This is a genomic window from Streptomyces sp. CS113 (assembly GCF_002188365.1).
In the GTDB taxonomy this organism is placed as follows: domain Bacteria; phylum Actinomycetota; class Actinomycetes; order Streptomycetales; family Streptomycetaceae; genus Streptomyces; species Streptomyces tendae.
Map to the genome: position 1 here is coordinate 3,675,820 of NZ_KZ195574.1, position 11,087 is coordinate 3,686,906.

General features: G+C 69.6%; 11 protein-coding genes. All 11 read right to left on the reverse strand.

Features of this window, described 5'->3' with window-relative positions; genetic code table 11:
* Position 1: 1 nt before the first annotated feature.
* Genes nuoK through B9W62_RS16125 form a run of 11 tightly spaced genes read right to left on the reverse strand, consistent with a single transcriptional unit; the run spans position 2 to position 10,953 of the window.
* A complete protein-coding gene (gene nuoK, locus B9W62_RS16075) occupies positions 2 to 301 on the reverse strand; it encodes an NADH-quinone oxidoreductase subunit NuoK (RefSeq protein ID WP_003974374.1) in 300 nt (99 codons plus the stop codon).
* Positions 298 to 1,185 carry an NADH-quinone oxidoreductase subunit J gene (locus B9W62_RS16080; protein ID WP_087807810.1) on the reverse strand — a complete coding sequence of 296 codons (888 nt, stop codon included), beginning with the start codon at positions 1,183 to 1,185 and terminating at the stop codon, positions 298 to 300. The genes nuoK and B9W62_RS16080 overlap by 4 nt, the downstream gene beginning before the upstream one ends.
* The gene (gene nuoI, locus B9W62_RS16085) at positions 1,182 to 1,859 is read right to left on the reverse strand and encodes an NADH-quinone oxidoreductase subunit NuoI (protein ID WP_087807811.1); all 678 of its coding nucleotides are present in this window, start codon (positions 1,857 to 1,859) and stop codon (positions 1,182 to 1,184) included. Before nuoI ends, B9W62_RS16080 begins: the two co-directional genes overlap by 4 nt.
* Entirely contained in the window at positions 1,852 to 3,243 is a 1,392-nt protein-coding gene (gene nuoH / locus B9W62_RS16090) for an NADH-quinone oxidoreductase subunit NuoH (RefSeq protein WP_087807812.1), read from the reverse strand. The genes nuoI and nuoH overlap by 8 nt, the downstream gene beginning before the upstream one ends.
* Positions 3,240 to 5,744 carry an NADH-quinone oxidoreductase subunit G gene (locus B9W62_RS16095; RefSeq protein WP_087807813.1) on the reverse strand — a complete coding sequence of 835 codons (2,505 nt, stop codon included), beginning with the start codon at positions 5,742 to 5,744 and terminating at the stop codon, positions 3,240 to 3,242. Before B9W62_RS16095 ends, nuoH begins: the two co-directional genes overlap by 4 nt.
* Positions 5,741 to 7,090, reverse strand: coding sequence for an NADH-quinone oxidoreductase subunit NuoF (nuoF, locus tag B9W62_RS16100; RefSeq protein WP_171987339.1), 1,350 nt, complete (start codon positions 7,088 to 7,090; stop codon positions 5,741 to 5,743). The genes B9W62_RS16095 and nuoF overlap by 4 nt, the downstream gene beginning before the upstream one ends.
* Positions 7,087 to 7,959: an NADH-quinone oxidoreductase subunit NuoE gene (nuoE, locus tag B9W62_RS16105; RefSeq protein ID WP_087807814.1), complete on the reverse strand. Its 873-nt coding sequence runs from the start codon at positions 7,957 to 7,959 to the stop codon at positions 7,087 to 7,089. The genes nuoF and nuoE overlap by 4 nt, the downstream gene beginning before the upstream one ends.
* Positions 7,956 to 9,278: an NADH-quinone oxidoreductase subunit D gene (locus B9W62_RS16110; protein WP_087807815.1), complete on the reverse strand. Its 1,323-nt coding sequence runs from the start codon at positions 9,276 to 9,278 to the stop codon at positions 7,956 to 7,958. Before B9W62_RS16110 ends, nuoE begins: the two co-directional genes overlap by 4 nt.
* Positions 9,275 to 10,030: an NADH-quinone oxidoreductase subunit C gene (locus B9W62_RS16115; RefSeq protein WP_087807816.1), complete on the reverse strand. Its 756-nt coding sequence runs from the start codon at positions 10,028 to 10,030 to the stop codon at positions 9,275 to 9,277. The genes B9W62_RS16110 and B9W62_RS16115 overlap by 4 nt, the downstream gene beginning before the upstream one ends.
* Complete coding sequence (locus B9W62_RS16120) at positions 10,027 to 10,581, reverse strand: NuoB/complex I 20 kDa subunit family protein (protein WP_031035164.1); 555 nt, start codon at positions 10,579 to 10,581, stop codon at positions 10,027 to 10,029. The genes B9W62_RS16115 and B9W62_RS16120 overlap by 4 nt, the downstream gene beginning before the upstream one ends.
* A gap of 12 nt (positions 10,582 to 10,593) precedes the next feature.
* Positions 10,594 to 10,953, reverse strand: coding sequence for an NADH-quinone oxidoreductase subunit A (locus B9W62_RS16125; protein ID WP_003974383.1), 360 nt, complete (start codon positions 10,951 to 10,953; stop codon positions 10,594 to 10,596).
* Positions 10,954 to 11,087 lie beyond the last annotated feature (134 nt).

The following is an 11,087-nucleotide window of genomic DNA, read 5'->3' on the forward strand; positions in this document are numbered from 1 at the left end:
CTCACAGCTTCATCAGGCTGGCGTCGTCGACCGAGGCCGAGTGGCGGGAACGGAACAGGGACACGATGATCGCGAGCCCGACCACGACCTCCGCGGCGGCGACGACCATCGTGAAGAAGGCGATGATCTGCCCGTCCAGGTTGCCGTGCATGCGGGAGAAGGCGACGAACGCGAGGTTGCAGGCGTTGAGCATCAGCTCGATGCACATGAAGACCACGATCGCGTTGCGCCGGATCAGCACACCGGTGGCGCCGATCGTGAACAACAGGGCCGCGAGGTAGAGGTAGTTCACGGGATTCACTTCGACGCCTCCTCGGACCGTGTGGAGTCGGACCGCCCGGCTCCGGACCGCGCGGAGCCCGCCGGGCCGACCGCCTTGCGTTCGAGGCGCTCCTCGGCCCGCTGCTCCAGCGCCTTGAGGTCGCCCAGCGCCTCCATCGACACGTCGCGGATCTGGCCCCGCTCGCGCAGCGTCTTGCTGACGGTCAGCTCGGAGGGGGTGCCGTCGGGCAGCAGCCCCGCGATGTCGACCGCGTTGTGCCGGGCGTACACGCCGGGGGCCGGCAGCGGCGGCAGGTGCTTGCCGTCGCGGATGCGCTGCTCGGACAGCTCGCGCTGGGTCCTGGCGCGCTCGGTGCGCTCGCGGTGGGTGAGCACCATCGCACCGACGGCGGCCGTGATGAGCAGAGCACCGGTGATCTCGAAGGCGAAGACGTACTTGGTGAAGATGAGGGACGCGATGCCCTCCACGTTGCCGTTCGCGTTGGCCTGGGCGAGGCCGGTGAACTCCGAGACGGAGGCGTTGCCGATGCCGGCGATCAGCAGGATGCCGAAGCCGAGCCCGGACACCAGGGCCAGCCAGCGCTGGCCCTTGATGGTCTCCTTCAGGGAGTCCGCCGCGGTGACGCCGACGAGCATCACCACGAACAGGAACAGCATCATGATGGCGCCGGTGTAGACCACGATCTGCACGATGCCGAGGAAGTAGGCACCGTTGGCGAGGTAGAACACCGCCAGAATGATCATGGTCCCGGCGAGGCACAGCGCGCTGTGCACGGCCTTCTTCATGAAGACGGTGCACAGGGCGCCGATCACCGCGACGGTGCCGAGGATCCAGAACTGGACGGCCTCTCCGGTGGAGGTGCCGGCGGAGAGGGTCGCCGCGGCGGCGAGCTGCGCGCTCATCGGCGGATCACCTCCTCCGACGCCGGCTCGGTCGCGCCGAAGGTCGAGTCGCCCTCCTGGACGACCTCGCCCTTGGAGTGGGCGACCTGCTGGACCGTGCCGGGCGCGGCCTCGGTGACCAGGCCCCGGTAGTAGTCCTGCTCGTCGGTGCCCGGGTAGATGGCGTGCGGCGAGTCGACCATGCCCTCCTCCAGACCGGCGAGCAGCTGGTCCTTGGTGAAGATGAGGTTGGCGCGGCTGGAGTCGGCCAGCTCGAACTCGTTGGTCATCGTCAGCGCGCGCGTGGGGCACGCCTCGATGCACAGGCCGCACAGGATGCAGCGGGCGTAGTTGATCTGGTAGACGCGGCCGTACCGCTCGCCGGGCGAGTAGCGCTCCTCGTCGGTGTTGTCCGCGCCCTCGACGTAGATGGCGTCGGCGGGACAGGCCCAGGCGCACAACTCGCAGCCGACGCACTTCTCCAGGCCGTCCGGATGGCGGTTGAGCTGGTGCCGTCCGTGGAAGCGCGGAGCGGTGGTCTTCTTCTGCTCCGGGTACTGCTCGGTCAGCCGCTTCTTGAACATGGCCTTGAAGGTCACGCCGAAGCCGGCCACGGGGTTCATGAAACCGGGGTCGGTCCCCTTGTGGTCCCCGTGTTCCGTGGTGTCCCTGTGTTCCTCGCGTTCCTCAGCCATCGGACGCCTCCTTTCCATCCGTAGGTCCGCCCGCAGGTCCGTCACTGTGAGTATCGGGCCCACCACTGACAATCAGCTCCCGCTCCCGGCGGGGACGGCGCCTGGGCACCGGCGGCACCTGCTGTCCGGGCATCGGCGGGACGGGGAATCCGCCGGCCATCGGGTCGAAGGCGGCCTCCGCCCCGGCGGGTTGCCCGTCGGGCTGTTCGGCGCTCTTGCCGCCCTTGTCGCGGTACATGTCCACGAGGAAGGACAACAGCAGCAGGACCAGGACGCCGCCGCCGATGTAGAGGGCGATGTCGCTGAAGCCGTAGTTCTCGTTCCTGAGCGCCCGCACGGTCGCGACCAGCATCAGCCAGACCAGGGAGACCGGGATGAGGACCTTCCAGCCGAGCTTCATCAACTGGTCGTAGCGGACCCGGGGCAGGGTGCCGCGCAGCCAGATGAAGAAGAACAGCAGCAACTGGACCTTCACCACGAACCACAGCAGCGGCCACCAGCCGTGGTTGGCGCCCTCCCAGAAGGTGCTGATCGGCCACGGGGCCCGCCAGCCGCCGAGGAACAGCGTGGTGGCGACCGCCGAGACGGTCACCATGTTCACGTACTCGGCGAGCATGAACATCGCGAACTTGATCGACGAGTACTCGGTGTTGAAGCCGCCCACCAGGTCGCCCTCGGACTCGGGCATGTCGAAGGGGGCGCGGTTGGTCTCGCCGACCATCGTGACGATGTAGAGGATGAAGGAGACCGGCAGCAGCACGATGTACCAGCGGTCGTCCTGCTGGGCGACGATCTCCGAGGTCGACATCGAACCGGAGTAGAGGAACACCGAGGCGAACGCGGCGCCCATCGCGATCTCGTAGGAGATCATCTGGGCGCAGGAGCGCAGTCCGCCGAGCAGCGGGTACGTCGATCCGGAGCTCCAGCCGGCGAGCACGATGCCGTAGATGCCGACCGAGGCGACCGCCAGGATGAACAGCATCGCGATCGGCAGGTCGGTGAGCTGCATGGCGGTGCGGTGGCCGAAGATCGAGACCTCGTTGCCGGCCGGCCCGAAGGGGATCACCGCGATCGCCATGAAGGCCGGGATGGCCGCCACGATCGGCGCGAGGACGTAGACCGCCTTGTCGGCGCGCTTGACGATGACGTCTTCCTTGAGCATCAGCTTGATGCCGTCGGCGAGCGACTGGAGCATGCCCCAGGGTCCGTGCCGGTTCGGGCCGATGCGCAGCTGCATCCAGGCGACGACCTTGCGCTCCCACACGATGGAGAACAGCACGGTCACCATCAGGAAGGCGAAGCAGAACACCGCCTTGATGACCACCAGCCACCAGGGGTCGGTGCCGAACATCGACAGGTCTTCAGCGGCGAGGTACGGGCTCATGCCTCCACCTCCTTGGGGGCGGCGCCCGCGGGCGTCGCCGGACCGATGCGGACGAGGGTTCCGGGCAGTACCCCGGCGTCGGAGGCGACGCCGGTGCCGGCCGAGTTCAGCGGGAGCCAGACCACCCGGTCGGGCATCTCGGTGACCTGGAGCGGGAATGCGACGGCTCCGGCCGGTCCGGTGACGGCGAGGAGGTCGCCGTCCTTGACGCCCGCCTCGGCGGCCGTGGCGGCCGACACGCGCGCGCGTGCGGCGTGCCGGGTGCCGGCCAGCGCCTCGTCGCCCTGCTGGAGCAGGCCCTGGTCGAGCAGCAGCCGGTGCCCGGCCAGTACGGCCTCTCCGGCGGCCGGCCGCGGCAGCGCGCTCGCGGTCTGAAGGGGCTCGCCGCCCCGCGGCCCGTCCCAGGCGCCGAGCCGGTCGATCTCCGCGCGCGTGGTGCGCAGATCGGGCAGGCCCAGGTGTACGTCCATGGCGTCGGCCAGCATTTGCAGGACGCGGGCGTCGGTGGGAGCGACACGGCGGGTCATCTGGTCGGGCTTGAGCGCGGCCTCGAAGAAGCGCACCCTGCCCTCCCAGTTGAGGAAGGTGCCGGGCTTCTCGGCGACCGCGGCGACGGGCAGGACCACGTCGGCGCGTTCGGTGACCTCGCTGGGCCGCAGCTCCAGCGAGACCACGAACCCGGCCTCGTCCAGTGCGGCACGCGCGCGCGTGGGGTCGGGCAGGTCGGCGACCTCCACGCCGGCCACCAGCAGCGCCTGGAGTTCGCCCCGGGCCGCGGCCTCGACGATCTCCCCGGTGTCGCGGCCGTAGCGGTGCGGAAGGTCGGCCAGGCCCCAGAGGCCGGCGACCTCCTCACGCGCGCGGGGGTCGGTCGCCGGGCGTCCGCCGGGCAGCAGCGACGGCAGCGCGCCCGCCTCGATCGCGCCGCGCTCCCCGGCCCGGCGCGGGATCCACACCAGCCGGGCGCCGGTCGCCGCCGAGGTCCGTACGGCGGAGGTGAGGCCGCCGGCCACGGACGCCAGCCGTTCGCCGACGACGATCACGGCGCCCTCGGCGCGCAGGGCCTCGGCGGCCTGGGTGCCGCCCTCCTCCAGGCCGACGCCGCCGGCGAGGGCGTCCAGCCATTCGGTCTCGGTGCCGGGAGCGGCGGGGAGCAGGGTGCCGCCCGCCTTCTCCAGGCCCCGCGTGGCGTGTGTGGCGAGCGAGAAGACCTTCTGCCCGTGCTTGCGCCAGGCCTTGCGCAGCCTCAGGAAGACGCCGGGCGCCTCCTCCTCTGCCTCGAAGCCCACCAGCAGCACGGCGGGCGCCTTCTCCAGCGACGTGTACGTGACGCCGGTGCCGTCGAGGTCACGGCCGTGTCCGGCGATCCGGGCGGCCAGGAAGTCGGCCTCCTCGGCGCTGTGCACGCGCGCGCGGAAGTCGATGTCGTTGGTGTCGAGCGCCACGCGCGCGAACTTGCTGTACGCGTAGGCGTCCTCGACGGTGAGCCGCCCGCCGGTCAGGACGCCGGTGCGGCCCCTGGAGGCGAGCAGTCCCTGCGCGGCGATCTGGAGCGCCTCCGGCCAGGAGGCCGGCTCCAGCTCGCCCTCGGCGTTGCGCACCAGGGGCGTGGTGAGCCGGTCGCGCTGCTGGGCGTACCGGAATCCGAAGCGCCCCTTGTCGCAGATCCACTCCTCGTTGACCTCGGGCTCGTTGGCCGCGAGGCGCCGCATGACCTTGCCGCGCCGGTGGTCGGTGCGGGTGGCGCAGCCGCCGGAGCAGTGCTCGCACACCGACGGCGAGGAGATCAGGTCGAAGGGCCGGGAACGGAAGCGGTAGGCCGCCGAGGTGAGCGCGCCGACCGGGCAGATCTGGATGGTGTTGCCGGAGAAGTACGACTCGAAGGGGTCGCCCTCGCCGGTGCCGACCTGCTGGAGCGCGCCCCGCTCGATCAGCTCGATCATCGGGTCGCCCGCGACCTGATTGGAGAACCGGGTGCAGCGGGCGCACAGCACGCAGCGCTCGCGGTCGAGCAGGACCTGCGTGGAGATCGGCACAGGCTTCTCGTAGGTCCGCTTCTTGCCCTCGAAGCGGGAGTCGGCCTGGCCGTGCGACATCGCCTGGTTCTGAAGGGGGCACTCGCCGCCCTTGTCGCAGACCGGGCAGTCCAGCGGGTGGTTGATGAGCAGCAGCTCCATCACCCCGTGCTGGGCCTTCTCGGCGACGGGCGAGGTGAGCTGCGTCTTCACCACCATGCCGTCGGTGCAGGTGATGGTGCAGGACGCCATGGGCTTGCGCTGGCCCTCGACCTCGACGATGCACTGGCGGCAGGCGCCGGCCGGGTCGAGGAGGGGGTGGTCGCAGAACCGGGGGATCTCGATGCCGAGCTGCTCGGCGGCCCGGATGACCAGGGTGCCCTTGGGCACGCTGATCTCGGCGCCGTCGATCGTCAGCGACACGAGGTCCTCCGGCGGGACCGCCGCCTCTCCCCCTCCCGAGGGAGCATTGGTGGTCACAGTCATGCCTTCACCTCCGTGCGGTCGGCCCAGGCCGTCGACTTGGCCGGGTCGAAGGGGCAGCCGCGGCCCGTGATGTGCTCCTCGTACTCCTCGCGGAAGTACTTGAGCGAGGAGAAGATCGGCGAGGCGGCGCCGTCGCCGAGGGCGCAGAAGGACTTGCCGTTGATGTTGTCGGCGATGTCGTTCAGCTTGTCGAGGTCGGACATCTGTCCCTTGCCGGCCTCGATGTCGCGCAGCAACTGGACGAGCCAGTACGTGCCTTCGCGGCAGGGTGTGCACTTGCCGCAGGACTCGTGGGCGTAGAACTCGGTCCAGCGGGTGACGGCGCGCACGACGCAGGTCGTCTCGTCGAAGCACTGGAGCGCCTTGGTGCCGAGCATGGAACCGGCGGCGCCCACTCCTTCGTAGTCGAGGGGGACGTCGAGGTGCTCGTCGGTGAACATCGGCGTCGAGGAACCGCCGGGCGTCCAGAACTTGAGCCGGTGGCCGGGGCGCATGCCGCCGCTCATGTCGAGGAGCTGGCGCAGCGTGATGCCGAGCGGGGCCTCGTACTGGCCGGGGCCCGCGACGTGGCCGCTGAGCGAGTAGAGCGTGAAGCCCGGGGACTTCTCGCTGCCCATCGACCTGAACCAGTCCTTGCCCTTGTTCAGGATCGCGGGAACTGAAGCGATCGATTCGACGTTATTCACCACAGTCGGGCACGCATAGAGGCCCGCGACGGCAGGAAAGGGGGGACGGAGCCGCGGTTGACCCCGGCGGCCTTCGAGCGAGTCGAGCAGTGCGGTCTCCTCACCGCAGATGTACGCGCCCGCGCCCGCGTGCACGGTGAGAGTGAGGTCGAGTCCGCTGCCCAGGATGTTCTCGCCGAGGAACCCGGCCGCGTAGGCCTCGCGCACGGCCTCGTGCAACCGCCGCAGCACTGGGACCACTTCACCACGCAGGTAGATGAAGGCATGCGAAGACCTGATGGCGTAACACGCGATGACGATGCCCTCGATGAGGCTGTGCGGGTTCGCGAAGAGGAGCGGGATGTCCTTGCAGGTCCCCGGCTCCGACTCGTCGGCGTTGACAACTAGATAGTGAGGCTTGCCGTCCCCCTGGGGAATGAACTGCCACTTCATCCCCGTCGGGAACCCGGCACCGCCGCGTCCGCGCAGACCGGACTCCTTGACGTACGCGATCAGGTCGTCCGGCGCCATGGCCAGCGCCTTGCGGAGCCCCTCGTACCCCTCGTGCCTCCGGTAGACGTCGAGAGTCCACGACTCGTCCTCGTCCCAGAAGGCCGACAGCACGGGTGCGAGCAGCTTCTCCGGGCTGCTGCCCCTGATCTCGGCTGCCACGGTCATCACTCCCCCTCCTCGGCGGTAGGCCCTGCCGGGTTGGAAGGGTCGGATGCCGATGTGTCCTGCGGCGCGTCGTGCGAGCTGAGGTGTTCCGTCGGGGACGGGTCGTGCACGGCCCGGTCCTGCGGCGCGTCGTGCGGTCCGCCGTCCCGCGGGTGCACCACGCGCGCGGCGGACGCCTCGCCCTTCGCCAGCTTCAGTCCGGCCAGGGAGGCGGGACCCGCGCTGCCGCCGGCCGCGACGGCGCCGTCCCGCTCGTCGGGGAAGCCCGCCAGGATCCGGGCGGTCTCCTTGAAGGTGCACAGCGGCGCACCGCGGGTGGGCGTCACCGGCCGTCCCGCGCGCAGGTCGTCGACGAGGGCCTTGACGCTCGCCGGGGTCTGGTTGTCGAAGAACTCCCAGTTGACCATCACGACGGGTGCGAAGTCGCAGGCCGCGTTGCACTCGATGTGCTCCAGGGTGACCTTGCCGTCCTCGGTGGTCTCGCCGTTGCCGACGCCGAGGTGTTCCTGGAGGGACTCGAAGATCGCGTCGCCGCCCATCACCGCGCACAGCGTGTTGGTGCACACACCAACCTGGTAGTCGCCGCTCGGTCCGCGCCGGTACATGGTGTAGAAGGTGGCGACCGCGGTGACCTCGGCGGTGGTGAGGCCCAGCATGTCCGCGCAGAACTGCATCCCGGTGCGCGTGACGTGCCCCTCCTGCGCCTGCACGAGGTGCAGCAGCGGCAGGAGGGCGGACCGGGAGTCCGGGTAGCGGGCGATGACCTCGCGCGCGTCGGTCTCCAGCCGGGCCCGGACGTCGTCCGGGTAGGCGGGCGCGGGCAGTTCCGGCATGCCCAGGCTGATGCCCCGCTCCGAAGAAGAGGTGGTCACCGGTCGACGCCTCCCATCACGGGGTCGATGGACGCCACGGCGACGATGACGTCGGCGACCTGGCCGCCCTCGCACATCGCCGCCATGGCTTGCAGGTTGGTGAAGGACGGGTCGCGGAAGTGGACCCGGAAGGGGCGGGTGCCGCCGTCGGAGACGACGTGCACCCCCAGTTCGCCCTTGGGCGACTCGACCGCCGCGTACGCCTGTCCCGGCGGCACCCGGAAGCCCTCGGTGACCAGCTTGAAGTGGTGGATCAGGGCCTCCATGGAGGTGCCCATGATCTTCTTGATGTGGTCGAGGGAGTTGCCGAGGCCGTCCGGACCCAGGGCGAGCTGGGCGGGCCAGGCGATCTTCTTGTCGGCGACCATGACCGGGCCGGGCTGGAGCCGGTCCAGGCACTGCTCGACGATCCTGAGGGACTGGCGCATCTCCTCCAGCCGGATCAGGAAGCGGCCGTAGGAGTCGCAGGTGTCGGCGGTCGGGACGTCGAAGTCGTACGTCTCGTAGCCGCAGTACGGCTGGGTTTTGCGCAGGTCGTGCGGGAGGCCGGTGGACCTGAGGACGGGGCCGGTGGCGCCGAGCGCCATGCAGCCGGCCAGGTCGAGGTAGCCGACGTCCTGCATGCGGGCCTTGAAGATGGGGTTCCCGGTGGCGAGCTTGTCGTACTCCGGGAGGTTCTTGTTCATCTTCTTCACGAACTCGCGGATCTGGTCCACCGCGCCCGGGGGCAGGTCCTGGGCGAGCCCGCCCGGGCGGATGTACGCGTGGTTCATCCTGAGGCCGGTGATCAGCTCGTAGATGTCGAGAATCAGTTCACGATCGCGGAAGCCGTAGATCATGATCGTGGTGGCGCCCAGCTCCATGCCGCCGGTGGCGATGGCCACCAGGTGCGAGGAGAGCCGGTTCAGCTCCATGAGCATGACCCGGATGATCGTGGCCCGGTCCGGGATCTGGTCCTCGATGCCGAGGAGCTTCTCGACGCCCAGGCAGTACGCCGCCTCGTTGAAGAACGGCGTCAGGTAGTCCATGCGCGTCACGAACGTGGTGCCCTGCGTCCAGGTCCGGTACTCGAGGTTCTTCTCGATGCCGGTGTGCAGGTAGCCGATGCCGCAGCGGGCCTCGGTGACCGTCTCGCCGTCGATCTCCAGGATGAGGCGGAGCACGCCGTGCGTGGACGGGTGCTGCGGGCCCATGTTGACGACGATGCGCTCGTCGTCGGCGCGGGCCGCGGACTGGACGACCTCGTCCCAGTCACCGCCGGTGACCGTGTAGACGGTGCCTTCGGTCGTCTCCCTGGGGGAGGCGTGGGAAGTGCTCACGAGTACGACCTCCGCTGGTCCGGAGCCGGGATCTGGGCGCCCTTGTACTCGACGGGGATGCCGCCGAGGGGGTAGTCCTTGCGCTGCGGAAAGCCCTGCCAGTCGTCCGGCATCATGATCCGCGTCAGGGCCGGGTGACCGTCGAAGACGATGCCGAAGAAGTCGTACGTCTCGCGCTCGTGCCAGTCGTTGGTCGGGTAGACGGCGACCAGCGACGGGATGTGCGGGTCGCTGTCGGGCGCGCTGACTTCGAGGCGGATCAGCCGGTTGTGGGTGATCGAGCGCAGGTGGTAGACGGCGTGCAGCTCGCGGCCCTTGTCGTGCGGGTAGTGGACGCCGCTGACGCCGGTGCACAGTTCGAAGCGCAGGGCAGGGTCGTCGCGCAGGGTGCGGGCGACGCGCAGGAGGTGCTCGCGCTCGATGTGGAAGGTCAGCTCGTCGCGGTCGACGACCGTCTTGTCGATGGCGTTGTCGGGCAGGAGCCCCTGCTCCTCCAGCGCGCCCTCGAGTTCGTCGGCGACCTCGTCGAACCAGCCCCCGTAGGGCCTGCTCGCCGGTCCGGGGAGCCGGACGGAGCGGACCAGGCCGCCGTAGCCGGAGGTGTCGCCGCCGTTGTTGGCGCCGAACATGCCGCGCTGGACGCGGATCTCCTCGCCGCCCTGGCCCCGCTGGCCCGGGAGGTTCTCGGCGGACAGCTCCTTCTCGGGATTGACGTCGCCCGCGTCACCCGCGGTGTTGTTCGCGTCGCTCACCGCAGCAGCCCCTTCATCTCGATCGTGGGCAGGGCCTTGAGCGCCGCCTCCTCCGCCTCGCGGGCCGCTTCCTCCGCGTTCACACCGAGCTTGGAGCCCTGGATCTTCTGGTGGAGCTTGAGAATGGCGTCCATCAGCATCTCGGGCCGCGGCGGACAGCCGGGCAGGTAGATGTCGACCGGGACGACGTGGTCGACGCCCTGGACGATGGCGTAGTTGTTGAACATGCCGCCCGAGGAGGCGCAGACCCCCATGGAGATGACCCACTTCGGGTTCGGCATCTGGTCGTAGACCTGTCGCAGCACCGGCGCCATCTTCTGGCTGACCCGGCCCGCGACGATCATCAGGTCCGCCTGCCGCGGTGAGCCGCGGAAGACCTCCATGCCGAAGCGCGCCAGGTCGTAGCGGCCGGCGCCGGTGGTCATCATCTCGATGGCACAGCAGGCGAGGCCGAACGTGGCCGGGAAGACGGATGACTTGCGCACCCAGCCCGCGGCCTGCTCGACGGTGGTCAGCAGGAAGCCGCTCGGCAGTTTTTCTTCGAGTCCCATGTCAAAGGCCCCTCAGTCCCATTCCAGGCCGCCGCGCCGCCATACGTACGCGTACGCGACGAAGACGGTGAGCACGAAGAGCAGCATCTCCACGAGCCCGAAAATCCCCAGGGCGTCGAAGGTGACGGCCCAGGGGTAGAGGAAGACGATCTCGATATCGAAGATGATGAAGAGCATCGCCGTCAGGTAGTACTTGATGGGGAAGCGCCCGCCGCCGGCCGGCGTGGGGGTCGGCTCGATGCCGCACTCGTAGGCCTCGAGCTTCGCCCGGTTGTACCGCTTCGGACCGATCAGCGTGGCCATCACCACGGAGAAGATCGCAAAGCCTGCCCCGAGGGCTCCCAGTACGAGGATGGGCGCATACGCGTTCACCGCTCCTCGCTCCTCTCAGTCGGCACTGACTGCTGGCGGTTGCACTGGGCTCACAGCCGCCCCAACTGCCCCACGAGCCCCGCCCGTCCCGACGAAGATCGCGAACATGTGAAGCAGGTCACAAGCCCAACTGC